The organism is Streptomyces sp. P9(2023), assembly GCF_032436795.1.
Classification (GTDB): Bacteria; Actinomycetota; Actinomycetes; order Streptomycetales; family Streptomycetaceae; genus Streptomyces.
Map to the genome: position 1 here is coordinate 1 of NZ_JAUPWM010000002.1, position 26,093 is coordinate 26,093.

Annotated in this window: 27 protein-coding genes; 13 read left to right on the forward strand and 14 right to left on the reverse strand. The window is 72.8% G+C overall.

The window, feature by feature from the left end; genetic code table 11:
- The 4 genes from Q5762_RS02605 to Q5762_RS02620 form a co-directional block, all read right to left on the reverse strand.
- Positions 1-276, reverse strand: a 276-nt coding sequence (locus Q5762_RS02605) for a hypothetical protein (protein ID WP_315890260.1), incomplete at its 3' end; no start/stop codon positions are given.
- A gap of 2 nt (positions 277-278) precedes the next feature.
- Positions 279-1,076, reverse strand: coding sequence for an aspartate dehydrogenase domain-containing protein (locus Q5762_RS02610; protein ID WP_315890261.1), 798 nt, complete (start codon positions 1,074-1,076; stop codon positions 279-281).
- The gene (locus Q5762_RS02615; RefSeq protein WP_315890262.1) at positions 1,073-2,026 is read right to left on the reverse strand and encodes a VOC family protein; all 954 of its coding nucleotides are present in this window, start codon (positions 2,024-2,026) and stop codon (positions 1,073-1,075) included. The genes Q5762_RS02610 and Q5762_RS02615 overlap by 4 nt, the downstream gene beginning before the upstream one ends.
- A 39-nt stretch (positions 2,027-2,065) precedes the next feature.
- Positions 2,066-3,550 (reverse strand): aldehyde dehydrogenase family protein, encoded by a 1,485-nt coding sequence (locus Q5762_RS02620; RefSeq protein WP_315890263.1) that lies wholly within the window; start codon positions 3,548-3,550, stop codon positions 2,066-2,068.
- Positions 3,551-3,780: 230 nt separating this feature from the next.
- Here Q5762_RS02620 and Q5762_RS02625 point away from each other — a divergent pair, with 230 nt between their 5' ends.
- The 3 genes from Q5762_RS02625 (at position 3,781) to Q5762_RS02635 (ending at position 7,028) form a co-directional block, all read left to right on the forward strand.
- Positions 3,781-5,148: an MFS transporter gene (locus tag Q5762_RS02625; RefSeq protein WP_315890264.1), complete on the forward strand. Its 1,368-nt coding sequence runs from the start codon at positions 3,781-3,783 to the stop codon at positions 5,146-5,148.
- Positions 5,149-5,293: 145 nt separating this feature from the next.
- Positions 5,294-5,851, forward strand: coding sequence for a MarR family transcriptional regulator (locus tag Q5762_RS02630; protein WP_315890265.1), 558 nt, complete (start codon positions 5,294-5,296; stop codon positions 5,849-5,851).
- A gap of 55 nt (positions 5,852-5,906) precedes the next feature.
- On the forward strand, positions 5,907-7,028 hold the full coding sequence (locus Q5762_RS02635; RefSeq protein WP_315890266.1) for an ABC transporter substrate-binding protein: 1,122 nt from the start codon (positions 5,907-5,909) through the stop codon (positions 7,026-7,028).
- A gap of 50 nt (positions 7,029-7,078) precedes the next feature.
- On the opposite strand, the gene Q5762_RS02640 is transcribed toward Q5762_RS02635, so the two are convergent.
- A complete protein-coding gene (locus tag Q5762_RS02640; RefSeq protein ID WP_315890267.1) occupies positions 7,079-7,819 on the reverse strand; it encodes a DUF6215 domain-containing protein in 741 nt (246 codons plus the stop codon).
- A gap of 212 nt (positions 7,820-8,031) precedes the next feature.
- On the opposite strand from Q5762_RS02640, the gene Q5762_RS02645 reads away from it, so the two are divergent.
- A complete protein-coding gene (locus Q5762_RS02645; RefSeq protein ID WP_315890268.1) occupies positions 8,032-8,520 on the forward strand; it encodes a VOC family protein in 489 nt (162 codons plus the stop codon).
- 48 nt (positions 8,521-8,568) lie between these two features.
- On the opposite strand, the gene Q5762_RS02650 is transcribed toward Q5762_RS02645, so the two are convergent.
- Complete coding sequence (locus Q5762_RS02650; protein WP_315890269.1) at positions 8,569-8,946, reverse strand: helix-turn-helix domain-containing protein; 378 nt, start codon at positions 8,944-8,946, stop codon at positions 8,569-8,571.
- 109 nt (positions 8,947-9,055) lie between these two features.
- On the opposite strand from Q5762_RS02650, the gene Q5762_RS02655 reads away from it, so the two are divergent.
- Positions 9,056-9,421 (forward strand): DoxX family protein, encoded by a 366-nt coding sequence (locus Q5762_RS02655; protein ID WP_315890270.1) that lies wholly within the window; start codon positions 9,056-9,058, stop codon positions 9,419-9,421.
- A 57-nt stretch (positions 9,422-9,478) separates the two neighbouring features.
- Here the strand turns inward: Q5762_RS02655 and Q5762_RS02660 are convergent, their stop codons facing one another.
- Positions 9,479-9,859, reverse strand: coding sequence for a helix-turn-helix domain-containing protein (locus Q5762_RS02660; RefSeq protein WP_315890271.1), 381 nt, complete (start codon positions 9,857-9,859; stop codon positions 9,479-9,481).
- A 106-nt stretch (positions 9,860-9,965) separates the two neighbouring features.
- Here Q5762_RS02660 and Q5762_RS02665 point away from each other — a divergent pair, with 106 nt between their 5' ends.
- Positions 9,966-10,373: a RidA family protein gene (locus tag Q5762_RS02665; protein ID WP_315890272.1), complete on the forward strand. Its 408-nt coding sequence runs from the start codon at positions 9,966-9,968 to the stop codon at positions 10,371-10,373.
- 13 nt (positions 10,374-10,386) lie between these two features.
- Here Q5762_RS02665 and Q5762_RS02670 read toward each other — a convergent pair whose 3' ends face one another.
- Entirely contained in the window at positions 10,387-11,091 is a 705-nt protein-coding gene (locus Q5762_RS02670) for a DUF4232 domain-containing protein (protein ID WP_315890273.1), read from the reverse strand.
- Positions 11,092-11,244: 153 nt separating this feature from the next.
- Positions 11,245-12,618, reverse strand: coding sequence for a glycosyl hydrolase (locus Q5762_RS02675; protein WP_315890274.1), 1,374 nt, complete (start codon positions 12,616-12,618; stop codon positions 11,245-11,247).
- A gap of 172 nt (positions 12,619-12,790) precedes the next feature.
- Between Q5762_RS02675 and Q5762_RS02680 the strand changes: the two genes are divergently transcribed.
- From Q5762_RS02680 to Q5762_RS02705, 6 genes are all read left to right on the forward strand, one after another.
- The gene (locus tag Q5762_RS02680; protein ID WP_315890275.1) at positions 12,791-13,498 is read left to right on the forward strand and encodes a DUF2470 domain-containing protein; all 708 of its coding nucleotides are present in this window, start codon (positions 12,791-12,793) and stop codon (positions 13,496-13,498) included.
- Between the two features lie 161 nt (positions 13,499-13,659).
- The gene (locus Q5762_RS02685) at positions 13,660-14,328 is read left to right on the forward strand and encodes an isochorismatase family protein (protein WP_315890276.1); all 669 of its coding nucleotides are present in this window, start codon (positions 13,660-13,662) and stop codon (positions 14,326-14,328) included.
- Between the two features lie 78 nt (positions 14,329-14,406).
- The gene (gene argC / locus Q5762_RS02690; RefSeq protein ID WP_315890277.1) at positions 14,407-15,444 is read left to right on the forward strand and encodes an N-acetyl-gamma-glutamyl-phosphate reductase; all 1,038 of its coding nucleotides are present in this window, start codon (positions 14,407-14,409) and stop codon (positions 15,442-15,444) included.
- Entirely contained in the window at positions 15,441-16,592 is a 1,152-nt protein-coding gene (argJ, locus tag Q5762_RS02695) for a bifunctional glutamate N-acetyltransferase/amino-acid acetyltransferase ArgJ (RefSeq protein WP_315890278.1), read from the forward strand. Before argC ends, argJ begins: the two co-directional genes overlap by 4 nt.
- Positions 16,589-17,515, forward strand: coding sequence for an acetylglutamate kinase (argB, locus tag Q5762_RS02700; protein WP_315890279.1), 927 nt, complete (start codon positions 16,589-16,591; stop codon positions 17,513-17,515). Before argJ ends, argB begins: the two co-directional genes overlap by 4 nt.
- Positions 17,512-18,696, forward strand: a complete 1,185-nt coding sequence (locus tag Q5762_RS02705; RefSeq protein ID WP_315890280.1) for an acetylornithine transaminase — start codon at positions 17,512-17,514, stop codon at positions 18,694-18,696. Before argB ends, Q5762_RS02705 begins: the two co-directional genes overlap by 4 nt.
- A gap of 79 nt (positions 18,697-18,775) precedes the next feature.
- On the opposite strand, the gene Q5762_RS02710 is transcribed toward Q5762_RS02705, so the two are convergent.
- From Q5762_RS02710 to Q5762_RS02730, 5 genes are all read right to left on the reverse strand, one after another.
- Positions 18,776-19,300 (reverse strand): GNAT family N-acetyltransferase, encoded by a 525-nt coding sequence (locus tag Q5762_RS02710; protein WP_399494286.1) that lies wholly within the window; start codon positions 19,298-19,300, stop codon positions 18,776-18,778.
- Positions 19,297-20,877 carry an amidohydrolase gene (locus tag Q5762_RS02715; RefSeq protein ID WP_315890672.1) on the reverse strand — a complete coding sequence of 527 codons (1,581 nt, stop codon included), beginning with the start codon at positions 20,875-20,877 and terminating at the stop codon, positions 19,297-19,299. The genes Q5762_RS02710 and Q5762_RS02715 overlap by 4 nt, the downstream gene beginning before the upstream one ends.
- 81 nt (positions 20,878-20,958) lie before the next feature.
- A complete protein-coding gene (locus tag Q5762_RS02720) occupies positions 20,959-21,888 on the reverse strand; it encodes an ABC transporter ATP-binding protein (RefSeq protein ID WP_315890281.1) in 930 nt (309 codons plus the stop codon).
- Positions 21,885-22,982 (reverse strand): iron chelate uptake ABC transporter family permease subunit, encoded by a 1,098-nt coding sequence (locus Q5762_RS02725; RefSeq protein WP_315890282.1) that lies wholly within the window; start codon positions 22,980-22,982, stop codon positions 21,885-21,887. The genes Q5762_RS02720 and Q5762_RS02725 overlap by 4 nt, the downstream gene beginning before the upstream one ends.
- On the reverse strand, positions 22,979-24,055 hold the full coding sequence (locus Q5762_RS02730) for a FecCD family ABC transporter permease (RefSeq protein ID WP_399494288.1): 1,077 nt from the start codon (positions 24,053-24,055) through the stop codon (positions 22,979-22,981). Before Q5762_RS02730 ends, Q5762_RS02725 begins: the two co-directional genes overlap by 4 nt.
- A 262-nt stretch (positions 24,056-24,317) precedes the next feature.
- On the opposite strand from Q5762_RS02730, the gene Q5762_RS02735 reads away from it, so the two are divergent.
- Complete coding sequence (locus Q5762_RS02735) at positions 24,318-26,036, forward strand: ABC transporter ATP-binding protein (protein WP_315890283.1); 1,719 nt, start codon at positions 24,318-24,320, stop codon at positions 26,034-26,036.
- The last annotated feature ends 57 nt before the right edge of the window (positions 26,037-26,093 follow it).

A 26,093-nucleotide genomic window follows, 5' to 3' on the forward strand; every position in this document is an offset into this window, starting at 1 on the left:
CTCGACGGGGCCGCCGGGCTCGGCGTCGACGCGGACGTCGCCCTGGGCAGGGGCCCGTAGCTCGGCACGGACGCCGGGCCGCTCGACGGGGCCGCCGGGCTCGGCGTCGACGCGGACGTCGCCCTGGGCAGGGGCCCGTAGCTCGGCACGGACGCCGGCCGCGACGTCAGACGCAACGTCGGCCTCGACGTCGGACGCGACGTCGGCTTGGACCTCGACCTGGGCCTCGACCTGGACCTCGGCTGCCTCGACGTCGGCCTGGACGTCGGCGCGCACGGTCACAGGATCTGTCCCGTCCGCCCGGCGAGCGCCGCGACGCTGCGGAGCACCGCGTACGGCACGACCCGGCTGGTGGCGGGGTTGTCCGCGTCCGGCACGTGCGCGACCTCGAACCGGTACGCGCCGTGCGGACCGCTCGCCTCGATCACGTGCCGTGTCCGGTGCGCCGCGGGATCGGCGACGACCCTGACCCGTACGGCGTCGAGGTCGCCGACGGCGAGCGCGACCGACGCGGCCACGTTCGTGGACCTGGGGAACTTCGCGGGGATCTCGCGCGCCGTGCCGGACATGACCTCGACCGGTCCGGTCGCCGTCCGCATACGGGCCAGCAACTCCTCGTCCATCCAGGGCTGTTCGAGGGTCGAGGGCAGCTTGGTGGTGGTCAGCCTGACCTCGTCCAGCGGGCCGAGGGCGCGGGCCGCCTGGAGCAGGTCGAGCCCGCCGACGGCGCCGCCCGTGAAGTACACCCGCCCGGGTCCCGCCGCCGGCAACCGCTTCGCGAGCTCGTCGTCGGTCAGCGCCCCGCTGGAGGCGATCAGCAGATCGGTGCCGGAGGCGAGGACGCGCTCGCCCCACTCCCGTACGACACCCTGCCCGGCGGCCTCCACGATCAGATCGCAGAGCTCCAGGGCCTCCTCGAAGGGGACCTGGGGCGCGGGCGCCGTGTCGCCGAGGGGGCGGTTGTCGACGACGCACACCAGCTCGGCTCCGGCCACCCGCCCCTCGGCGAGGGCGGTGCCGACGATCCGGCCGATGGCGCCCCAGCCGACCACTCCGACCTTGCGTACGCGGTTCATGCGGTGTCCTTCCAGGCATCGATCGGGGCGAGCGGGCCGGGGTCGGGCGCGCCCGCCATGTGGCAGCGGATCTCCTTCGACGGCGGTCCCGCCGTGCCCCACAGGTCGGAGAGTTCCGGCACGCGCCGCCACACCCGGGCGATCCAGCCGTCCTCGACGATCTGGGCCACCTCGGAGGTGTACTCGCAGACGAGACCGGAGGGGTCGGTGAAGTAGGAGAAGGTGTTGTTGCCGGGGCCGTGCCGTCCCGGTCCCCACTGCGGGGAGATGCCGTGGTGGCGCAGCCGCCCGAGGCCCCGCATGAAGTGGTCGACCGACGGCATCTCGTAGGCGACGTGGTTCAGCGAGGTCCAGTCGGCCTGGTTGAAGGCGATGCAGTGGTGGTCGGCGTTGCAGCGCAGGAACGCCATCTGGTGCTCGGACCAGTCGGAGACGCGCAGCCCGAGGACCTCGCGGTAGAAGGCGACGGCCGCGTCGATGTCGGTGGTGTTGAGGACGGCGTGCGTGACCCCGACGGGCACCGCGCCGTCCTGTCCGCGCGGGGCGACGGCTTCGACGTGGGCGCTGATCTCGACGAGCCGCCCCTCGGGGTCGGTGAACCGCAGGCCGTAGCCGCCGCCCGCCTGGTCCAGAGGCCCCGGGCCGAAGACGGGGACGATGCCCCGCGCTTCGAGGCGCCGGGCCGCCTCGTCGACCTCGGCGGGGGTGGCGACGGCGAACGCGAGCCGGCCCAGACCCACGTGCTCGCGCTCGGTCAGGTGCAGGACGTGGTGTTCGTCGCCGGTACCGCGCAGCCAGCGCGCGCCGCTGTCGGAAGCGACGGTCTCAAGCCCCCAGACCTCCTCGTAGAAGTCGGCGGCCTCGGTGAAGGCGGGGGTGTGCAGCTCGACGTAGCGCAGCGAGCGGAGCCGGGCGATCGGGCCGGACGGCGGGGGTGGTGGTGCGTGCATGAGTCTCTCCAGACGGACGGACGGACGGACGTGTCCGGGTCAGTTGGCCCAGGGAAGGGGAGCGCCCGAGGTGCCCCAGTACAGGGACTTCTGGCGCTGGTACGCGCGGATCGCGTCGCGGCCCTTCTCCGTGCCGAGGCCGCTGTCCTTCCAGCCGCTGAACGGGGTGGCGGCGCTGAACTGCTTGTACGTGTTGATCCAGACCGTCCCCGCGTCGATCCGGCGGGCCAGCCGCCACGCGGCCGCGGCGTCCCGGGTCCAGATGCCGCAGGCGAGGCCGTAGACGGAGTCGTTGGCCTGCCGGACGAGGTCGTCCTCGTCGTCGTACGGCAGGACCACGAGGACCGGACCGAATATCTCCTCCTGGCAGGTCCGGGAGGTGTTCGGCAGGCCGTCGAGGACGGTCGGCAGGTAGTACGCGCCGTCCCGGTACCGCTCGCCCTCGGGCGCCGAGCCGCCGCACAGCACCCGCGCGCCCTCGGACCGGGCGAGGTCGACGTACGCGGCGACCGCGTCGCGGTGGCGGTGGTGCACGAGCGGGCCGACCTGGGTCGCGGGGTCGGTGCCGGGTCCGACGCGCAGCTTCCGGACGCGTTCGACCAGCTCGCCGACGAAGGCGTCGTGGATCTCGCGGGCGACGAACAGCCGTGACCCGGCCACGCAGGACTGGCCGCTGGAGGAGAAGATCCCGTACAGCACGCCCGCCAGGGCCTGTTCGACGTCGGCGTCGGCCCGGACGATCGTCGGTGACTTGCCGCCGAGTTCCAGCGAGGCGGGGATCAGCCTGCCTGCGGCGATCTCGGCGATCGACCGGCCCGTCGCCGTACCGCCGGTGAATCCGATCCGGCCGACGAGGCGGTGGCGGACGACGGCGTCGCCCACCACCCGCCCGCTGCCCGGGAGCACGGACAGCAGCGCGGTGGGCAGACCGTGCTCGTCGAGGGCGCGGGTGATCAGCCGGCCGAGGGCGAGGGAGACCAGCGGCGTCCAGGCGGCGGGCTTGAGGAGGACCGCGTTCCCGGCGGCGAGCGCGGGGGCGATCTTCTGCGCGTCGCTGGCGAGCGGCGAGTTCCAGGGGTTGATCGCCCCGACGACCCCGATGGGCTCGTGCACGCTCATGGTCAGGTACGGCCCGCGCGCGGGGGTGACGGAGTCCTCGGCGGTCTCCAGGGCGGCCGCCAGGTAGCGGAAGGTGCCGGCCGCGCTGAGGGCGAGTGCCCGGGTCTCGGCGAGGGTCTTTCCGGTGTCGGCGGTCTGGAGCGCGGACAGTTCGTCCGCCGCCTCCTCGACCAGGGCGGCGATCCGGTGCAGGAGCCGGGCGCGCTCGTGCGGGAGCAGCTCCCGCCACCGGGGGTCGGCGGCGGCCCGGGCCGCCGCCTCGGCCGCCTCGGCGACCTCCTCGGCCGACGCGGTGTGCACGGTGGCGAGGGTTCGGCCGGTCGCCGGGTCGACGGTGTCCAGCGGTTCGCCGGCACCGCGCCGCCACTGGCCCGCGATCAGGATGTCGGTGGGGTGGTGCGGCACGGGCGGACCTCCTGGTTTCTCGAAGTGCTTGAAATCTAAGGGCTTAAATATCTCCGCGCAAGACCCCGGCGCGAAATCGTTGCCCAGCAGGTCTTGAGCCCGCAGGGGGTTGACATCAAGGATGGTGTCGAGTCGGCGGGTTCGCGATTACTAAGGCCTTAACCATTGACCACTTAGATAGTGGAACCTACTGTCTCCGCAACTTCTCTGTTCGCGGAAGGACCCCCTCCATGACGACCGTGGCCGGCAAGCCAGCCCTCGGCTCCATCGCCGCACGACTCGAACGGCTGCCGCATTCGCGCTGGCACGTCAAGGTCCGCTTCCTGATCGGCGCCGTCACCTTCTTCGAGGCGTTCGACCAACTGCTGGCCGCCTCCGCCCTGCCCGTCCTGATGAAGGAATGGCACCTGTCCACCGGCCAGGCCACCTTCGCCGTGACCTCCGCCTCGATCGGCATGCTCCTCGGCGCCCTCGCCGCCGGCTGGCTGGGCGACCGGATCGGCCGGGTGCGCACGGTCGCCCTCGGCGTCGCGATCACCGGCCTCGCCAGCCTCGCCGTCGCCTTCACCGGCTCCATCGAGACCTTCGCGCTCTTCCGGTTCGTCCAGGGCCTCGGCATCGGCGGGGTGGTCCCCGTCGCCGCCACGTACATCAACGAGATCGCCCGCTCCGACAAGCGGGGCCGGTTCGTCCTGCTGTACGAGATGATCTTCCCGGCCGGGCTCGCCGCGGCGACCCTGGTCGCCGTCTGGGTCGTCCCCAACCTGGGCTGGCGGGCCATGTTCGTCATCGGCACCCTCCCGGTCCTGATCGCCGCCGCGCTCCCCCGCCACGTCGAGGAGTCCCCGCGCTGGCTCCTCGCCCGCGGACGGACCCAGGAGGCCGAGGAGGCGATCGCCCGGATCGAGGCGCAGGTCGCCCGCTCCACCGCCGAGCCGCTGCCGGCACCGGCCGCCGGGATTCCCGAGGACTCCTCGCAGGGGGGCCGGCTGCGCGACCTGTTCCGGGGCCGCTATCTGCGGCGTACCGCGGTGCTGTCCGGGCTGTGGTTCGTGGCGTACTACGTCAACCACGGCATCTCCACCTGGCTGCCCTCGCTCTACACCAAGCAGTTCGGCCTGGATCTGACCACGGCTCTCGTCTACACCCTGCTCAGCAATCTCACGGGCCTGGTCGGTACGTTCGTCGTCGCCCTGCTCATCGACCGGATCGGCCGCCGGGCGGCGCTGACGGCGGCGCTCCTCGGGGGCGCGGTCTCGCTGGGCGCGCTCGCCCTGGCGGGCGCGAGCTCGGGCGGCCAGGTCGCCGTCTTCGCCTCCTGCACGACCTTCTTCCTGTACGCGATCAACGCGGGCCTGTACCTCTACTCCCCCGAGCTGTACCCGACGGCCAACCGGGCCAAGGGGGCGGCGTTCGGCGGTCTGTGGAACCGGCTCGGCGTCATCCTCGGCCCGGTCACGGTCGGCGCGATCATCGGCGCGGGCGGCAGCCTCTCCCTGGTCTTCGCACAGTTGGCGCTGGTGGCCGCGGTCGGTGCGGTGATCGCCCGGTTCGCGGTCGAGACGAAGGGCAGGACGCTGGAGGAGCTGAATCGCTGACCGGTCGCCGCGGTGACCCGTCGTCCCGGCGACCGGTCGCCCCGGCGACCGCCCGACGCCTCAGCGGTAAGATTCTCAGCGCTGTGAGATGCCGCTGCCGGGAGCCGGAAGGGGCGTTCGGCCGGGGTGGTACGAGGGGATGGACATGGCTGCATCGAAGCCCGCGAGCCGGGACGCCGTGGAGAAGGTGATGGCGGACTGGGCGCGCGAACGGCCGGAGCTGGACACCAGCCCCCTGGACGTCCTCGCCCGGCTGCACCGCTCCTTCCTGCGCTACAACACCCGGATCACCACCTCGATCGAGCGGCACGGCCTGTCGGTGGCCGGTTTCGACGTGCTGACGGCGCTGCGCCGCTCGGGCGAGCCGTACCGGCTCACGGCGGGGCAGCTCGCGGACTCCGGGCTCGTCTCGTCGGCGGGCGTGACCCTGCGGATCGACCGGCTGGAGAAGGACGGCCTGATCGTCCGGGAACGGGACGCCGAGGACCGGCGGGTCGTCTACTCCCGCCTCACCGACGCCGGCCTGGCCACCGTGGACACGGTCTTCGCCGAACACCTGGAGAACGAGCGGCGCATGCTCGACGGGATGTCGCCCGCCGAGCGGCGCCAGCTCGCCCGCCTGCTCCGGAAGCTGGAGACGTCGATCCTCGCCGCGGACGAACCCCCGACGGGGACCGAGCCCGGCAGCTCGGTGAACAAATGATCGGTGATCGAGTAATCGCTTGCCTTCCGGTGATCGTGGTGGATGCAATCACCGCATGACTACGCCACCCTCGCGACCCGGAGCGGAACGGACCGACGGATCATCCGTCCGGATCGGCGCTCTCGTTCCGCTGACCCGGCCCGGCTGGGTCCAGGCGGGCCGACACGTGCTCGCCGGGCTCGAACTGGGCGTTGGTGACGTCAACGACGCCGGCGGGATCGACGGACGACCGCTCGAACTCGTGGTGCGAGACACCGCGGCCGATCCGCGGAAGGCCGCGGCGGCCGTGGACGAGCTGGCCGGCCTGGGCGTGGCCGCCCTGGCCGGCGAGTACCACAGCGTCGTCGCCCGCTCCGCCGCCACCAGGGCCGACGCACTCGGCCTGCCGTACCTCTGCTCGTCGGCGGTTCTCGACGCCCTCACCGAGCACGAGACGGAATGGGTCGCGCGCCTCTCCCCGCCGCAGTCCCGCGGCTGGCAGACCTACGCGGACTTCCTCCTCGACGCCGGCCACCGTCGGATCGCCGTGGCGACCCAGCCGAGTGTCTACTGGGCGACGGGCACCCGCGTTCTGCGGGACCACCTCACGCCACGCGGCGGCACCGTCGTCGAACTCGACATGAGCGCCCTCGGCCCGGCAGCCGTCTGCGACGCACTCGTCGACCGGCGCGCGACAGCCCTCCTGCTCCTGGTCGGCCACCCGGAGCCGGCGGTCCCGATCGTCCAGGCCGTCCGCCGCGACCCGCGCCTCGCCGGGACCATGATCGGCGCTCCGGCCGGGCAGCCGGAGCTGGCCGACTGGGCGACGTTGCTGGGGAAGGACGGCGCGGCGGTCCCGTTCCTGCGCTACCTGCCCGAGCGCCTCGGCCCCTTCGGCGCACGCGTCGAGACGGCCCTGCGTGAGCGGCTGGCCGAGGCACCCTCCTTCGTCGCCTTCGAGGGCTACGACACGGCCATCGTCCTCGCCGACGTGCTGCGGGCAGCGGGTTCACACGGCGCGGACCGGGCGCGGACCGCCGCATCGTGGCCGCGCGTCGCGGTCGAAGGCACCCGCGGACGGATCGAGTTCTCGCGTACGCCGGGCATCAGCGTCTGGCAATGGGCCGGTGCGCCCGTCCAGGTCGTCGACCGCGATCCTGCGGACCCCGATCGCTTCCGGGTCCTGCACACCGGCTGAGAGAGACCGTCGACACCCGGACCGGGCAGGGGCCGGCGCCGTGGAGGTCATCACCGCCCGGCGGCGTCGGCCCATCCCTGGACCGTCGGCAGGACCCGCTCGGCGACGCGGAGCATGACCGAGTCGTCCGGCACCGTGCCGTCCTCGCGCCACATCGCCAGTTCGAAGGAACCGCCGCTGTCCTTGGCGTCCTTGGCCACCGACAGCACGCGGGCCGGGACGCCGGCACCGCTGTAGGCGCCGCTCCCCTCGCCGCTGAAGCTGATGGCCGTGGTCGACTGCGTGGAGAGGACCGCCGGGTGGCCGAGCACCGTCCGCGACACCGCGCCGCCCCAGAGCAGTCCGGCTTCGGAGCCCGCCACGGAAAGCCGGTCGTAGCCGGCCAGCGTCACGGTGTACGTCTCGAACTCCACCTGGGACAAGGGCGTGGTGAGGTCCCGGACATCGCCGCCGCCCAGGCTGAGGAAACCGTCGCTCCCACTGGCGGACTTCGCGATCTCCCCCGGCGTGCCGAGGAGTTGAGCGAGGTCGGGGCGGTTCAGCAGCTCGCACAACCGCTGCCCGGTGACGCGCGGGGCCGCGCCGTCCTCGCTCGCCGGCGTCGGCGGCTGCTCGGAGCCCCCGCCCGGACACGCGGCTGCCGGCCTGGCGCCGCCCGTGCCGGCGGCCGACTCCGCCGTCTGGTCGTAGGCCCACAGGCCGACGCCCAGGGCGGGTATCAGCAAGAGGCCGGCGATGGTCTGCCCCCACACGCCCGCGCCCTTCGGAAGCGCGTCGATGTCGTCGGCCATGGGCCGTTCTCCCCCCTCGTACCAAGATCCCCCGATCCTGCCGGGGCACCGTAACCTGTGATCACTGGGCGGACAAGGCCCGGCCGCCGCCCTTCGGGGTATCCGGGTGGGCGCTGCCGCGCGGCGTGGGCGGGCGCCTCGCCGTACGGGATATCAGTGGTGGCGGCGACGGTCGGCGGTGACCGTCCAGACAACCGAAAGGCGGAAGTCCAGTGAGCGTCGAGCCCGTTCCCGAGGACTACCCGAGCCTCACGCCGTACCTCTGCGTCGACGGGGCCGAGGCCGCGATCGACTTCTACGTCTCCGTGCTCGGGGCCCACGAGCGGATGCGGATGCCGGCGCCCGACGGCAAGATCGGCCACGCCGAGCTGGATCTCGGCAGCTCGGTCGTCATGCTCGCGGACGAGTTTCCGGACATGGGCTTCCGCTCGCCGAAGGCGATCGGCGGCACACCCGTCACTCTGCACGCGTACGTGGAGGACGTCGACGCGGTCTTCGCCGCGGCACTCGCCCGCGGCGCCAAGGAGCTCCGGCCGGTCAGGAACGAGTTCTACGGCGACCGCACCGGGCAGTTCGAGGACCCCTTCGGCCACCGCTGGAGCATCGCCACGCACATTGAGGACGTACCGGCGGAGGAGATGAAGAAGCGGGGCGAGGAGGCCATGAAGTCCATGGACGACGCCAAGCCCGAAGCAGGCTGAGCCCCGACGGCGGGTACGGGGGCGGCGGGCGTACGGGGGGGGCGGGGGTCAGGCGGGCCGGTCTCCGTACGCGGCCCGGCTGGCCTCGATCTCCGTGATGTGCTCGATCGCCCAGCCGGCGAGGGCGAGCGCCGGGCCGATGAGGCTCCGCCCGGTGGGGGTCAGGGCGTACTCGACGCGCGGCGGGACCTCCGCGTACGCCGTCCGCGACACCAGGCCGTCGCGCTCCAGGTTCCGCAGGGTCAGCGTGAGCATCCGCTGGGAGATCCCCGGTATCTGCCGCTGCAGGTCGGTGAAGCGCAGAGGTCCCCGATCGAGGGTCGTCACGATCAGCAGGGTCCACTTGTCGCAGATCCGGTCGAGCACGGCGCGGATCGTCCGCCCGCCGTCGCCTCGGATCAGGCACGTGTGCTCATACCCCGTCATACCGGCTCCTTCTGCCCCCAGGCACACGTGTGTGCCTTTTGTACGCCCCTCGACGGTCCTCCATCATGAGGCCACTTCCATCCGGGAACCATGGTCGAGGGGGGCACCCGTGAACGTCGCCTACTGGATCGTCGCCACGCTGCTGGCGGTGTTCTACCTGTACGCCGGAGGCATCAAGGTCCTCCACAGCAAGGAGCGGCTTCAGCCCATGATGGGGTGGGTCGACCGCGTCCCCATGCCGGCCGTCAGGGCCATCGGGACGCTGGAGGTCCTCGGCGCGGCGGGCCTCGTCCTGCCGCCGGCGACCGGGATCGCCCCCTGGCTCGCCGTCGCCGCCGCGATCGGCCTCGTCCTGATCCAGCTCGGGGGCGTCGTCGTCCACCTCTCGCGCGGCGAGGCGCGGCAGATCGGCCTCAACATCGCGCTGCTGGTGGCCGCCGCCGCGGCCGCCTGGCTGGGACTCGAACGGCTGTGAATCGCCTGCGACCCACCGACCACGCCAGGAAGACGGCGCCGCCCTGGAACCCCTGCCTCAGCTGGTGAAGCGGCGGCGGGAGTCCTCGATGTCGCCGAGGTACTGGCGGGTCCAGCCGCACAGGCCGTCGATCGTGACGCGGAGGGCGAGCCCCGGCTCGGTGAGCGCGTACTCGACGCGCGGCGGGACGGTGGGGTGCACGGTCCGCTGGACCAGACCGTTCCGCTCCAGCATGCGCAGGTTCTGCGTGAGCATCTTGTGGCTGATGCCCTCGACCCCGTCCCGCAGCGCGCTGAACCGCAGGGTGCTCTCCCCCAGGCACTCGATGATCAGAAGCGCCCACTTGTTGGCGACGTCGGAGAAGATCTCCCGCGCCAGCGAGTCCGCGCGCGTCACGTCCGCGTCCTCGGGCAGGCCGCTGAACTGCTTGGTCACCATCGGGTTCCCCAGTCACTGAAAAGTGCGTTCTTCCGTACCGTGGACCACTCTCCTACGGTGAGTGGGTAACCACAAGTGACCACGAAGAACCAGGAAAAGGCGCATCATGGCCATCACCTTTGTGAACCCCCCCGGACTGCCCGAGATCCCCGTCTATCGGCAGGTGTCGGTCGCGACGGGGTCGAAGACGGTCTACGTCGCCGGGCAGGTCGCCTGGGGCCCGGACGGCGTCACCGTCGGCAAGGACGACCTCGCCGCCCAGGTCGAGCGCTGCTATGTCAACGTCGCCACCGCCCTGGCCGGTGTCGGCGCTTCCTTCCAGGACGTGGCGAAGTTGACCGTCTACGTCGTGGACTGGACCCCCGACAAGATGCCTCTCCTTGTGGAGGGCCTCGCGCGGGCGGCGGCGACGCTGGGGGTCACCCCCGTGCCGCCGGCGACGATGATCGGCGTCGCGGCCCTCGATGTACCGGAGCACCTGGTCGAGGTGGAGGCGACGGCGGTCATCGACTGATCGGCGGGGTCGGCTACTTGCCGAAGCCGTCGAACTTCACGTCCGGACCGCAGACGTTGAAGGTGCCCGCCGAACCGTCGGCCTTGGCCACCTTGACGTTGCGGCCCTCGTCGTCCGGCAGCGCGATCTCGACCGTGGACGCCTGGACGGCGCAGACCTCACGGGCCGAGCCGGTGCCCTCCATGTTCAGGTCCGCGTAGGAGACGTACGCAACGGCCGAGGCGCCGGGCTCGATGTCGACGGCGTCGGTGCCGTTCCTGGAGGTGTCGGCGCTGATCGGCTCGGCCTTGCCCTGGTCGTCCTTGGCCACCAGGGTCGTGGCACCGACGATCGTGCAGGTCGCCTTCGAGGTGTTGGTGACCTTGACGGTGGCGGCCGCCGGCTCGTGCTCGTTCGCGTGCTGCGCGGAGACGATGAAGGCCACCGAGGTGTTCTTCGTCGTGCACGCGGAGGTGGCGCCACCGTCACCGCCGGTACTTCCGCCGCCGTTCGAGGTGCCCTTGGAGGGCGACTTCGTCGCGGGGCCGCCGGTCGAGGAGTCCGCCGAACCGGACGCACCGGCGGACGCGGAAGCTGAAGCGGAAGCCGACGCGGTGGCGGAGGTGGTGGCGCCGCCCGCCTTGTCGGCCTTGTCGGCGTCGCCACCGCACGCGGTCAGACTGAGACCCGCCAGCACGAGGGCGGCGGCCGTGGAGGCGGTACGGAGGTGAAGGCGCATGCAACTCATTCCCCAAGCGGATCTTGACGGTGCACGAACATAGATGTCGAGGCGGCGCCGCCGGTTCCGCCGGGCATCGCGAACCTTTCCTTGACGAACACCCAATATTTTCCCCGCAGTTCGCCCCCATTGGCGCCCGCACGCATGAGCGGGTCAGTGAGCGTGGAGCCGGCCCCATGCGAAGTTCTGGCCGAAGCCGGTGCCCGCCCCTCCCGTGTACACCTGGTCGGCTGCGTAGTACGTCGCCTTGACGTCCGCGTTCGTGTTGACGGACGTACGGGTCAGCCCGTCGCCCCACACGCTCCAGATCACCCACGGGCTGCGGGTCAGCGCGTTCGTCAGGTCGGCGGTGACCGGCACGTCGAAGGTCTCGGCGAGCATCCGCGGCTTCGCGTAGTCGGCGAGGCCGGTGTAGTAGACGTGGGTGAGGTCCGAGGCGCTCGGGCTGTAGTCGTCGACGCCGACGACGTCGACCCGGTCGCCGCCGGGGTAGTGGTCCCACGGCACGTCGCCACCCTGCGGCTGCCAGGCGTTGGGCGACCAGACGAAGATCAGGTTGTGCAGCCCCTTCGTCCCGACGAGGAAGTCGTACGTGATCGCCCACAGCTTCTTGTAGCTGGCCGGGGTCTTGCCGCCCCACCAGAACCAGCCGCCGTTCATCTCGTGGTACGGACGTAGGAGCACGGGTATGTCGTAGCGGGCGAAGTACGAGAGCGCCGCGGCGAGGTACTCCAGGTCGGCGAGGAGGGCCCGGTACTCGGGGGTGTCGGACTCGCGGTCGACCACGCGGTCGAACCACGTCTGGTCGGTGGTGAGCGTGGCCACCGGGGAGGACGTGGACCCGCCCGGATGCTGCCCCTCGACCTGGGTGAGGACGCGACTGAAGGACTTCAACGCCGAGCCGGGGTACGGCTGGTGGAAGCTCATGCCCACGATCCCGGCGGCCGCGCCGCCGTTGGCGAGCGACGCGGTGGTGCCGTCGAGCCGGGTCATCACGCCCTCCGGGTTGTATGTGCCGTCGGCGGCGCGCGGCAGTCCCTTCCACACGCCGAAGGCGAGGTCGACGGCGTCGTCCACGTACTGCCACTGCCGCAGCCCGGTCGGCAGGCCGAGGGCCCGGTTGTAGTCGCGGTCCCCGTACGTCCCCCAGCCACCGGTCGCGCCGTAGCCGGGTCCGAGGTCGATCTCGACGAACCCGGAGAGCTTGCCCGTGATGTCGCGGGCCTTCTTGTAGGAGTAGCCGGAGAAGGTGGCGCCGCCGGTGTCCCCGTAACCCGCGTTGTACAGCTCGTTCTGCGTCTCGATGTGCTGCCCGATGATCGTCATCGGCCGGCTCCCGCTCCGCGCCGCGTTCTCCATCGCCACCAGGTGCGCGTAGACCGCGCGCGCGTTGGCCGAGGCGAGCGGGTCACGGTCCGTCAGCTTCGCCCCGACGGGCGGCGCCACGGCTGCGCGCGCCACGGGGGCGGTCAGCCCGCCGGCCGCGACCGCGGCTCCGGCGGCGGCCATGAACGTACGCCTGCGCATGGTGGGACCTCCGGGCCGAGGAACGAACTTCCGAGCGTGTGAACTGGCGAGCGAGGCCGATGGTAGTGGCCGCCGCGGCGCGGAATGGCTGGACATGAACTTCCGGAGTGGCTTAGGTTAGCCTTACCTTAGTGACATCGATCCGATGCCCGCCACCTCGCGAGGAGTTGCCTTGAGCGCCGTCACCGACACCGCCCCTTCCGAGCAGTCCGCGGCGGAGCGCGTCCGTTCCGTGCTGGCGCAGGCGGTCTCACTCTCCCTGACCACGGACGGGCAGTGCTACGACCTCATCGGTATGCACACCCTCGGCCGGAACGGCCGGATCACCCTCACCCCGCAGGCCGACAGCCCCCTGACCGCCGAGGTCGTCGCCGCTCCGCGCGGCAGCCTCGCCGCCCTGCTCGAGTTCACCGACATCGCACCGACACCGCTGCGCGACCGGGTGCGCGCCCGGGTGACGATCTCCGGCTGGCTGGCGACGGCCGAGGACGGACTCCGGCTCGATCTCGCGCGGGTCACGCTGAAGACCGCCGCCGGAACCCAGGACGTGAGCCTGGACGCCTTCACCCTCGCGCAGCCCGACCCCCTCGCCGTGGAGGAGGCCGCCATGCTCACGCATCTCGCCGACGCCCACGGGGACATGGTGGCCGATCTGGTCGTCCTCGCCGGCTCGCGGCTGCCGTACGGGGTGGTCCGGGCCCTGCCGCTCGCCGTGGACCGGTACGCCATCACCCTGCGCTGCGAGTACCGCGAGGGCCACTGCGACCTGCGCGTCCCCTTCCCCACCGAGGCCCGGGACGCGGCCGAGGCCGGCGAGCAGGTCCGGCGGATCCTGACGACACCGTCCTGCGCGCACCACCACCACTCGCCCCGCCGCTGAGGCACCACTCGTTCCTCCCGCCCCGGCAACTCGCCGTGCACGACGGGCAATTACCGCCGCCCGTACACCCATCCCAGCCCAACTTAGGTTAGGCTTAGCTAAATCACATACACGTGGTGGCGGCGCGGACTTGTGCGCGCACCACCGGGGGAGGAACCACCATGGGCCTGCCGACCGTCGGCCCCTACCCCCTGCCCGACCGCTCCGCCCTCCCCCGGTCCTGCGTCCCCTGGTCCATCGACCCCGCGCGCGCCGCGCTGCTGGTCCTCGACATGCAGAACCACTTCGTGGCGGCGTTCCCGGCCGGGCAGAGCCCGGTCGTGGAGCTCGTCGACAACATCGCGGCCCTCCGCGAGCTGGCCGGGACCCTGGGCGTACCCGTCCTCTTCAGCGCCGAGCCGGCCGCCCAGCGGCCCGGTCAGCGCGGTCTGGTCGCCGACGTCTGGGGTCCTGGCATCGGCGACGAACCGGACGCGGCCGCGATCGTCGCCCCGCTCACGCCCCGCACCGGCGAGCACCTGCTCGCCAACGTGCGCCACAACGCCTTCCTCCGCAGCCACCTCGGCAGGCTGCTGCGCTCGGAGGGCCGCGACCAGCTGATCATCTGCGGGGTCTACGCCCACCTCGGCGTCCTGCTCACGGCGGCCGACGCCTTCATGAACGACATCCAGCCCTTCGTCGTCGCCGACGCCGTGGCGGACTTCTCCCCCGAGGAACACGCCATGGCGCTGCGCTGGGCCGCCCGCAGCGGGGTGGTGTGCACGACGGAATCCCTTTTGCGCGACCTCTTGCTCAACAGTGCGCTACCTGCCGTTCGCCGGGATGCGTGACCTGGTCCCCCTGACGGCGACCTGCGGCGCCCATCCTGTGACCGCAGCACCCCCCACGGACAGGGAGAGACGACGAAGATGACCGTACGGGTCGCGGTGGCCGGTGCCAGCGGCTATGCGGGCGGGGAGATCCTCCGCCTCCTCGACGCACATCCGGGCGTGGAGATCGGCGCGCTGACCGCGCACAGCAGCGCGGGCCGCTCGCTCGGCGCCGTCCAGCCCCAGCTGTCCGGGCTCGCGGACCGCGTCCTGGTGGAGACCTCGCCGGACACCCTGCGCGGCCACGACGTGGTCTTCCTCGCCCTGCCGCACGGACAGTCGGCCGCCCTCGCGCGGGAGCTGGGCCCCGGCCCGGTGGTCGTGGACTGCGGGGCGGACTTCCGGCTCCGCGACCCGGCGGCCTGGGAACGGTTCTACGGCTCCGGGCACGCCGGGACCTGGCCGTACGGTCTCCCCGAACTGCCGGGCGTCCGAGACGAGTTGAAGGGCGCCACCCGGATCGCGGTGCCGGGCTGCTATCCGACGGGGGTCACGCTTGCGCTCTTCCCCGCGTACGTGGCCCGGCTGGTCGAGCCCGAGGCGGTGGTCGTCGCGGCCAGCGGCACGTCGGGGGCCGGGCGGGCGCTCAAGCCGCAGCTCCTCGGCTCCGAGGTGATGGGCTCCATGACTCCGTACGGAGTGGGCGGCGGCCACCGGCACACACCCGAGCTGACACAGAACCTGTCCCTGGTGGCGGGCGAACACGTGACGGTCTCCTTCACCCCGACCCTGGCTCCCATGTCCCGGGGCATCCTCGCGACCTGCTCGGCCCGGCTCCGCCCGGACGCGGCCGCCGCCGGGGAGGCCGCGGTGCGGGCGGTGTACGAGGCGGCGTACGCCGACGAACCGTTCGTACGACTCCTGCCGCCGGGGCAGTGGCCCTCGACCGCCGCCGTCCTCGGCTCCAACACCGCCCAGGTGCAGATCGCCGTGGACCCGGACGCAGGCCGGCTGATCTGTGTGAGCGCCATCGACAACCTGGTGAAGGGCACCGCGGGTGGCGCGGTGCAGTGCATGAATCTCGCCCTCGGCCTGCCGGAGCGGCTGGGCCTGCCCATGAATGGAGTGGCACCGTGAGTGTGACCGCTGCCCGTGGATTCCTTGCCAGCGGCGTGGCCGCCGGGATCAAGGAGTCCGGCGACCGGGATCTGGCCCTGGTGGTGAACCGAGGGCCGTCGCGCGCCGTCGCCGGCGTCTTCACCTCCAACCGCGTGCAGGCCGCGCCCGTCCGCTGGTCCCGGCGCGCCCTGGCCGACGGCCGGATCGCGGCCGTCGTCCTCAACTCCGGTGGCGCCAACGCCTGTACGGGTCAGGCCGGCGCGGTCGACGCGCTGCTGATGGCCGAGCACACGGCGCGGGCGCTGGACCTGGACCCGCACGAGGTCGCGGTGTGCTCCACCGGTCTGATCGGCGTCATGCTGCCGATGGACAAGGTCACGGCGGGCATCGCCACCGCCGTGGAGCGGCTGGCGCCCGAGGGTGGGGAGGACGCGGCCGTCGCCATCAGGACGACGGACTCCGTCCACAAGACCGCGGTCGCCGCCCGGGACGGCTGGACGGTCGGCGGGATGGCCAAGGGCGCGGGGATGCTCGCACCCGGTCTCGCCACGATGCTGGTCGTGCTCACCACGGACGCGGACGTCGACGCGGAGGCGCTCGACGCGACGCTCCGCGCGGCGGTGCGCACCACGTTCGACCGGGTGGACTCGGACGGCTGCATGTCCACCAACGACACCGTGCTGCTGCTCGCTTCGGGCGCGTCCGGGGTCGTGCCGGAAGCCGCGGAGTTCGGCGAGGCGGTGCACGCGGTGTGCCTGGATCTGGCCCGGCAGCTGATCGCGGACGCGGAGGGTGCGTCCAAGGAGATCGAGGTGACGGTCGTCGGCGCGGCCGCGGAGGAGGACGCCGTCGAGGTGGGCAGGTCCGTGGCGCGGAACAACCTCCTCAAGTGCGCGCTGCACGGGGAGGACCCGAACTGGGGCCGGGTGCTGTCCGCGATCGGGACCACCTCCGCCGCCTTCGATCCCGACCGGCTGGACGTGGCGATCAACGACGTCTGGGTGTGCCGTAACGGCGCGGCGGGCGAGTCCAGGGACAAGGTCGACCTGTCGTACCGCCGGATCACGATCACGGTGGACCTGTGCGCGGGCGACTCCTCCGCGGTGATCTGGACCAACGACCTCACCGCCGAGTACGTCCACGAGAACAGCGCGTACAGCTCATGAGCGGGCAGAGCGGCCTGACGGCCGTACCGACCGCACCGACCGCACCGACCGCCGGTCTTACGGACGCCGATCTCCCGTGGCTGGAGGAGCTCCAGGGCCGCACGGTCGTCGTCAAGTTCGGCGGCAACGCCATGGTGGACCCGGCGCTCCACCGGACGTTCGCCCAGGACGTCGTGGAGCTGTGGCACGCGGGGCTGCGCCCGGTCGTCGTGCACGGCGGCGGACCGCAGATCAGCGCGATGCTCGACCGGCTCGACCTGGAGGTCCGCTTCGAGGCGGGGCTCCGTGTCACCACGCCGGAGACGATGGACGTCGTCCGCATGGTCCTGACGGGCCAGGTCCAGCGGGACCTGGTCGGCGCGCTGAACGCCCACGGCCCGTTCGCGGTGGGCATGTCGGGCGAGGACGCGCACACGATGACGGCCGTACGGCGCCCGGCCTGGGTAGACGGGCGGGCGGTCGACATCGGCCTGGTCGGCGAGGTCGTGGCCGTGGAGCCGGGCACCGTACGGACACTGCTCGACGAGGGCCGTATCCCGGTGGTGTCGCCGGTCGCGCGCGGTGAGGACGGCGAGGTCTACAACGTCAACGCCGATCTCGCGGCCTCGGCGTTGGCGGTGGCGCTCGGCGCGGAACGGCTGGCGGTCCTGACCGACGTCGAGGGGCTGTACGCGGACTGGCCGCACAGCACCGAAGTGATCGACCGGCTCACGGCGGCGGAGCTGGACGCGCTGCTGCCGGGGCTCGCGAGCGGCATGCTCCCGAAGATGGAGGGCTGTCTGCGCGCGGTACGCGGGGGTGTCCGGCGGGCCCATGTCCTGGACGGCCGGGTGCCGCACGCCCTGCTGCGGGGGGTCTTCGCCGAGGAGGGCCCGGGCACGACCGTGGTCCCGGACGGGACGAAGAAGGAGGAGGACGCGTGACCGCCGACGGGGGCCTCACACCGCTCACGGACCGCTGGCGGACGGTCATGATGGACACGTACGGCGCTCCCCCGCTCGCCCTGGTCCGGGGTGAGGGCAGCACGGTCTGGGACGAGGCGGGCCGGGCGTACACGGACTTCACGGGCGGGATCGCGGTCAACACGCTCGGCCACGCCCACCCCGCCGTGGTGTCCGCCGTCCAGGACCAGATCGGCCGGCTCGGGCACGTCTCGAACCTGTTCGTGGCCGGGCCGCCCGTCGCGCTGGCCGAGCGGCTGCTGGGTCTTCTTGCCCGGGAGCGGGGCCGGGTGTTCTTCGCGAACTCCGGTACGGAGGCGGTCGAGGCCGCCTTCAAGATCGCCCGCCGGACGGGGCGCCCGCACATCGTCGCCGCGGAAGGCGGCTTCCACGGGCGCACCCTCGGGGCGCTGGCGCTCACCGGCCAGCCGGCGAAACGCGCCCCCTTCCTGCCGCTGCCCGGAGAGGTGACGCACGTGCCGTTCGGGGACGTCGCGGCCCTGCGCGCCGCCGTGACCGAGGAGACCGCGGCCGTCGTCCTGGAACCGGTCCAGGGCGAGGCGGGGGTCGTTCCGGCGCCCGAGGGGTATCTGCGGGCCGCCCGCGAGATCACCCGGGCCACGGGCACGCTGCTCGTCCTCGACGAGGTGCAGACCGGGATCGGCCGTACCGGCCACTGGTTCGCGCACCAGGCGGCCGAGGGCGTGGACCCGGACGTGATCACTCTCGCCAAGGGCCTGGGCGGCGGGCTGCCGATCGGTGCCACGGTGGCCTTCGGCCGGGCGGCCGAGCTGCTGGAGCCCGGCCAGCACGGCTCCACCTTCGGCGGCAACCCGGTCGCCTGCGCGGCGGGGCTCGCCGTCCTGGAGACCATCGAGACGGAGGGCCTGTTGGCCCAGGTCGCCCGCCTGGGCGCGCGGCTGCGCCACGGCATCGAGGCCCTGGCACATCGGCGGGTCGCCGAGGTGCGGGGCGCGGGCCTCCTCCTGGGCATCGTTCTGACGGAACCCGTCGCCGCCGCCGTCCAACGGGCGGCCCAGGACGCCGGGTTCCTCGTCAACGCGGCCGACCCCGGCATCGTACGGCTGGCTCCGGCCCTGACGGTGACGGACCATCAGATCGGCCGACTGGTGAAGGCGCTGCCGGAACTCCTCGACGCCTGACAGCCGGACCGGTCCACCATCGTGCGGCTCCTCCGGCGACGGGCGGTTCACCGTCGTGCTCCGGTGAACCGCCCCGTCGCTAGAGGGCGCGGGCCAGGATGCGGGCGTTGCGGCGCGGGTCGAGGGAGCGTGCCCAGGACGGCGGTGCCTGGCTCGCGCGGGCCGGTGCGAAGCCGTGCCGCAGGAAGAGGTCGCCGCCGCCGGTCGTCGCCGTGAACAGGGTCCGCAGGGATCGGCCGCGGGCCTTCGCCAGCGCGGCGCGCAGCAGTCGGGCGCCCGTACCGCACCCCTGACGGTGCCCGGCCACGCAGAAGTTGTAGAGGACCCCGGTGGCGGCGAGGCCGGCCGTCGGATCGGCGGGGTGGGCGCGCAGCCCGAGGCAGCCGTCGAGGGTTCCTCCGGGGCCCTCCGCGACGAGGAAGTCCGCCGCCCGGTCGGCGTAGAGGGAGAGCGGGCGCTCGCGGAGCGCTCCCGAGTCGACGAACGGCCGGGAGAGGGCGACGAGCGCGGCGGCGTCCCCGGGGTGTGCGGGCCGCACGGTGAGCGTGGGGTGGTTCCGTAGCGCCGGGACATCGGGTTCGCGGGACGACAGCGCCGTGGTCAAGGCTTCCGTGCCTCCGTCGCCGCACGGCCGTCCACGTAGGTCGCCACGACCTCGATGTCGCCGATCCTGGAGGTGTCCACGCGGCGCGGGTCGTCGCCGAGGACGACGAGGTCGGCTCGCTTGCCGGGCGTGAGGGTGCCCGCGCTGTCGTCCCAACGGCAGGCGTACGCGCCGGCGACCGTGTACGCGTACAGCGCCTCGTCGACGGTGATCGCCTCCTCGGGGCCGATGAGCTGACCCGACACGGAGGCCCGCTCGACCATGAACTGGACGGCCCGCAGCGGCGATCCGTCCGTGACGGGCCGGTCGGAGCTGCCGACGAGCGGGACGCCGTGGTCGAGGAAGCCCCGGCCCCGGTACATCCAGGGCGCGCGCTCGGGTCCCATGATCGTGGCGTAGTCGTCGCCGAAGTAGCGCAGGAAGTTGGGCTGGACGACGGCGCTGAGGCCGAGCCGGGCGAAGCGCGGAAGCTGGTCGGGGCGGATGAGCCCGGCGTGCTCGATCCGGTGCCGGGCATCCGTGCGGGGCCGCAGCTCCTGGGCCCGCTCCAGGGCGTCCAGGGCGAGGTCGGCGGCCCGGTCGCCGATCGCGTGGACGGCGAGCTGCCAGCCGGCGAGGTGGCCGTCGACGATGAGGGAGGTGAGGTGTTCGGGGTCGGCCTGGAGCTGGCCCGTGTGGTCCGAGCCCTCGTACGGCGCGGTGAGGGCGGCCGTACGGGCCATCATGCCGCCGTCGGTGTATATCTTCAGCGCGCCGACGGAGAGCCAGTCGTCCCCGAACCCGGTCCGCAGGCCGAGGTCGAGCCCGCGCGGGATGCCGTCCCGCTCGTGCGCGCCGACCGGGCGCAGGGTGTCGCCGCCCGGCATGAGCTGGATGCGCAGGGGCAGCCGGCCCTGGTCGCGCAGGAGTTGGTACGCGCCGAGCTCGACGGGGCTGTGGCCGAGGAGGCCGCCGCCGATGCCGGCCTCGGCCACCGCCGTGACGCCCTCGGCCAGGCACTCCCGTGCCGCGTACTCGATGGCGTCGGCCAGTTCCTCCTGCGCGTACGGGAGCCGCAGCCCCCTGACGGCGCCCATCGCGCTCTCCACAAGGACGCCGTCCTCGTGCGGAACGTCCGCCGGAAGCAGGTCGAGGACGGCGGTGTTGACCACGCAGGCGTGGCCGGACTGGTGCATCACGAACACCCGGTGGCCCTGGCTCACCCGGTCCAGTTCGGCGGCCGTCAGGTGCCGGCCGAGGGCGCGCTGGTCGTAGCCGCCGACGCTGACCCACGCGCCGGGGGTGCTCTTGCGGGCGCAGGCGTCCCCGACGACGTCGAGGACGTCCTCGACGCGTTCGAGGCCGGCGATGCTCGGGGAGCTCGCCTTGAGGCCGGTCCACGCCAGGTGGACGTGGCTGTCGATGAACCCGGGCAGGACGGTGGCGCCCTGGAGGTCGACGACCTCGCGGGCGGGCAGCGAGGTCACGGCCTCGTCGAGGCCGACGATCCGGCCCTGCCAGATGCCCAGGTCGTGGGCGACCGGGTGGTCCGGATCCATGGTGAGGATGCGGGCGTTCGTCAGCCTCGTGCAGAGCATCATGGGCGGTCGGTCCGTCCGTATCTAGGAGTCGTGTCCGGGAGGTCGTATCCGGGAGGTCGTATCCAGGTGGTCAGGAGGTCAGGAGGTCTCGGCCAGCAGGGCGGCGGAGGGCGGGGCGGCGGAGGGCGGGGCGGCGGAGGGCGGGTCCGTCCTGTCCTGCACGTCGTCGGCCGCGTCCGTCGTGTCGGTCTCCGGGTCGAACCGCCGGGGCGCGGCCGGGATCATCAGCGGGGTGCCGGTCTCCGGGTCGGCGATGATCCGGCAGGGCAGGCCGAACACGTCCTCGACCAGCTCGGCCGTCATGACGGTGGCCGGGTCGCCCTCGGCCGCGATGGTCCCGCCGGGCCGCATCACGATGAGGTGCGTGGCGTAGCGGCAGGCCTGGTTGAGGTCGTGCAGGACGGCCACCACGGTGTGGCCCTTGCGGGCGTGCAGTTCGGCGCAGAGGTCGAGCACCTCGACCTGGTGCGCGATGTCGAGGTAGGTCGTCGGCTCGTCGAGCAGCAGGATGGAGGTCTGCTGGGCCAGCACCATGGAGAGCCAGACCCGCTGCCGCTGGCCGCCGGAGAGGTCGTCCACGGGGCGGTCGGCGAGTTCCAGGACGCCGGTCTGCCGCATCGCCTCGACCACGGCCGTCTCGTCCTCCGCGGACCACTGCTTCAGCAGCCGCTGGTGCGGGTAGCGGCCGCGGGCCACGAGGTCGCCGACCGTGATGCCGCCGGGAGCGCTGGAGGACTGCGGGAGCAGCCCGAGCCGGCGGGCGACCTCGCGGGAGCGGTACGTGGCGATGGCGGCGCCGTCGAGGTAGACCTGGCCGGCCTTGGGCCTGAGCATCCGGGCGAGCGCGGTGAGCAGCGTCGACTTGCCGCAGGCGTTCGGCCCGATGATCACCGTGAAGGAGTGGTCGGGGATGTCGACGCTCAGCGACTCGGCGACGGTCCGCTGGTCGTAGGAGAGGGTGAGGTCCTCGGCGCGCAGCCGGGGGCCCGGGGCGTTCGTACCAGTCATGCGCGGCTCTTTCGCGACTCGGTGATCAGCAGCCAGATGAGGTAGGCGCCGCCGACGGCCCCGGTGGCCGTGCCCACGGGCAGCAGCGCGGGGGCGAACGCCCGTTGCACGACGAGGTCGCTGAGGGCGAGCAGGACGGCGCCCATGAGGGCGGACGGCACCAGGGCGGGGCCGGACGAGCGGGTGAGTCGGCGGACCACCTGGGGCGCGGCCAGGGCGATGAACGCGATGGGGCCCGTGACGGCGGTGGCGAAGGCGGCGAGGGCGACGCTGATGACGAAGAGGATCGTCCGGGTCCGCGTCACGTTGACGCCGAGGGCCGTCGCCGTGACGTCGCCCATCTCGACCATGGCGAGGCGGCGGGAGAGGAGGAGGGCGGGCGGCAGGAGGACGGCGAGGGCGAGTCCGATGGCGTTCGCATGCATCCACAGCCGGTTGCCGAGGCTGCCGATCAGCCACGCCTGCGCCTCCTGGGCCTCCTGGAAGGTCGCCCGGGTGATCAGGTACGAGTTGACGGCGAGCAGCAGGGCGCTGACGCCGATGCCGATGACGACCAGCCGGAACCCCTGCAACCCACGGCCGATCAGCAGGAGATGGACGACGAGGGCCGTGGCGAGTCCGCCGATCAGGGCGCCGATCGCGATCTGGGTCATGCTGCCGTGCAGCACGATGATGACGACGAGCGCGCCCACGGCGGAGCCGTTGGTGAAGCCGATGATGTCGGGGCTGCCGAGTGAGTTCCGGGTGAGGCTCTGCAGGATCGCGCCGCTGACGCCCAGGGCCGCGCCGACGAACACCGCGGTCAGGATGCGCGGCATCCGGAGGGTGTTGACGACGAAGTCGGCGGCTCCGGAGCCGTTTCCGGTCAGGGCCCCGAGGACCTCGCCGACGGTGAGCGGGAAGTCGCCGGTGGTCAGGGTGACGCCCATGACGACGACGAGCGCGGCGAGCAGCAGGGCGGTCACGGCGACGGTACGGCCCTGGACGCGCAGCGAGAGTCCGCCCCTGCCGACGCGGACGACCCGGCCGCTGATCACGCGGGGGGCGGTCCCGGCCTGGAGGGTGGAGGCTTGGGCCTCCCGTACGGCGCTCACAGCATGACCAGCTTTCGACGGCGGCACAGCGCGATGAACAGAGGGGCGCCCAGGAACGCGGTGACGATGCCGACCTGGACCTCGCCCGGGGCGCCGAGCACCCGGCCCAGCACGTCCGAGCCGATGAGCAGGACGGGGGCGAGCAGCGCCGAGTACGCGAACACCCAGCGCTGGTCGGCTCCCGCGAGGAACCGGGCCACGTGCGGAACGGCCAGGCCGACGAAGCCGATCGGTCCGGCGGCGGCGGTGGCCGCGCCGCAGAGCAGCATCACGGCGACGGCCGCGAGGACCCGGGTCCGTCCGACGTGGACGCCGAGGGCGCGCCCCATCTGGTCGCCCATGGCGAGGGCGTTGAGGGACGGGGCGAGGACGAAGGCGAGGACCAGGCCGACGACGACGAACGGCAGCATCAGCAGCACGATGTCGTAGTACCGGCCGGCGAGGGAGCCCACGGTCCAGAAACGGAACTGGTCGAACGCCTCGGGATCGAAGAGCAGCACGGCCCAGTTGAAGGCGTACAGCACGGCGGTCACGGCTGCTCCGGCGACGACGAGCCGGTCGGGGGTGGCCAGTTTCCGCCCGGAGGAGCCGAGGAGGTAGACGCCCACCGACGCGGCGGCGGCGCCGGCGAGGGCGAACCAGACGTAGCCGAGCGGCGCGGCGACGCCCAGGAAGGCGATGGCCACGACGACACCGGCGGAGGCACCCAGGTTCACGCCGAGCAGTCCGGGGTCGGCGAGCGGATTACGGGTCAGGGCCTGCATCAGGGCCCCCGAGAGGCCGAGGGCCATCCCCACGAGGAGACCGAGGACGGTACGGGGGATCCGGTAGTCGTGCACGATCACGGAGGCTTCCGAACCGTCCGGCTCCCACAGGAGATGCCAGATCGAGGTGAACGGAATGCCTCGCGTACCGACCCAGACACTGACCAGGGAGACGAGGACCAGGGCCCCGAGGGTGACGACGAGGCCGAGGCCGCGCAGAGCCACCGCGGTCGGACGTGCCGTGGGCACGGCCGGCACGGCGGGGCCACCGGTCTCGTTTCCGGGCGCCGCCCGGGTTTCGACGGACAACGACCACTCCCCTGGCGGCGGACTCGAGCCCCCGCGAGCCGCGCCGGGCGTTGAACACGGCTGTGCGGCAAGCGAGATGACAGATTCTCGAATGAACTTAGGTGAGCCTAACCGTACATCCGGGACGGGTCAACGCGAGGTTCGTCCCCGATCAACGCCGCACGCTGCGAGGATGACGCCGGGGCTGCCGCACACCCTTGGCAGCAGCCGTGTTTAAGGTAGCCTTACCTAACTATCCTGCCCTTTCCTGTGGAGGCACCGCATGCCCGCTGGAGGACCAACGGGGGGCTCCGTCCTCCGCCGAGCTCTCGCCGATCAACGCCGACGGGTCGCGGGAGCCTCGCTCCTCGGCATGGCGCACCAGGCGTGCGAGGCACTCGTCCCGGTCGTCATCGGTCTGGTCATCGACGAGGCGGTGGCGACCGGTTCCTCCGGCGCCCTCCTGCGCTGGCTGCTGGTGCTCGCCGTTCTCTTCCTCATCCTGTCCACCTGCTACCGCAACTCCGCGCGGCTCGCGGAGGGCGCGGGCGAGGCCGCCGCGCACCGGATCCGGCAGGACCTCGCCGCCCGGGTCCTCGACCCCAGGGGCGGCGCCGACGCCGGCCGGCTGCCGGGCGCGCTCACCGCGGTCGCCACGGGCGACGCCCGACGCGTCGGCTCGGTCGCCTCCGCGATGCCGTACACGCTCTCGGCCATCGCCGGTCTCGCGGTCAGCGCGGTGGCGCTGCTGCGGATCTCCGTACCGCTCGGGCTGCTCGTCCTGCTCGGCGTCCCGCCGCTGTTGTGGCTCGGCCACGTCATCAGCCGCCCGCTGGAGCGGCGCAGCGAGGCGGAGCAGGAGCACGCCGCCCACGCCTCCGGAGTCGCCGCCGACCTGGTCGGCGGTCTGCGGGTGCTGAAGGGCATCGGCGCGGAGGCGGCCGCGGTCGCCCGCTACCGGGAGACCAGCCGGAGTTCGCTGGCCGCCGCCCTGCGGGCCGCGACCAGCCGGGCCTGGCACGACGGCGCGATCCTCGCCCTGACGGGCATCTTCATCGCGGCCATCGGGCTCGTCGGCGCCCATCTCGCGATGAGCGGCAGCATCACGGTGGGTCAGCTGGTGGCGGCCGTCGGCCTCGCCCAGTACCTCCTCGGCCCCTTCCAGCTCCTCACCTACGTCAACGGCGAGTTCGCCCAGGGCCGTGCCTCGGCCGACCGGATCGCCGAGGTCCTCGCCTCGCCGCCGGCCGTCGCGGCCGGCACGGCCGAACTGCCCGACAAGGTGACCGGGCGGCTGCGGCTGCGCGGGGTCACCCAGGGCGCGCTGCGCGGCGTCGACCTCGACATCGCCGCCGGCAGCCTCGTCGGTGTGGTGGCCCGCGACGCGGCCGCCGCGAACGACCTGCTGCTCTGCCTCGGCCGTGAACTCGACCCCGCCGAAGGGACCGTCGAGCTGGACGGCGTACCGCTGACCGACCTCGGCCCGGCCGACGCCCGCCGCGCGATCCTGGTCGCCCACCACGACGCCGACCTGTTCGAGGACAGCCTGCTCGCCAACGTACGGGCGGGCGCCGACGGTACGGACCCGGCGGACACGGCCGACGCGTCGGACGTCGGCCCTGCGCTGGCCGCCTCGGCGGCGGACGACGTCGCCGAGGCGCTGCCCGAGGGTGTGGACACCGTGCTCACCGAGCGCGGCCGGTCGCTCTCCGGCGGCCAGCGCCAACGGGTCGCGCTCGCCCGGGCCCTGGCCGCCGACCCGCCGGTGCTCGTCGTCCACGACCCGACCACGGCCGTGGACACGGTCACCGAGGCCCGGATCGCCGGCCGGCTGCGGGACCTGCGCAAGGGCCGCACCACGGTCCTGGTCACCACCAGCCCCGCCCTGCTCGCCGGGACGGACGTCGTGATCATGCTGGACGACGGCCGGGTGACCGCCGAGGGCAGCCACCCGGAGCTGGTCGCCGCCCACGAGACGTACCGCACGGCGGTGCTGGCATGACGGCCGCTCAGGACAGGGATCCCCAGGACGCACACGAGGTGCGGGACCGAGACGTGA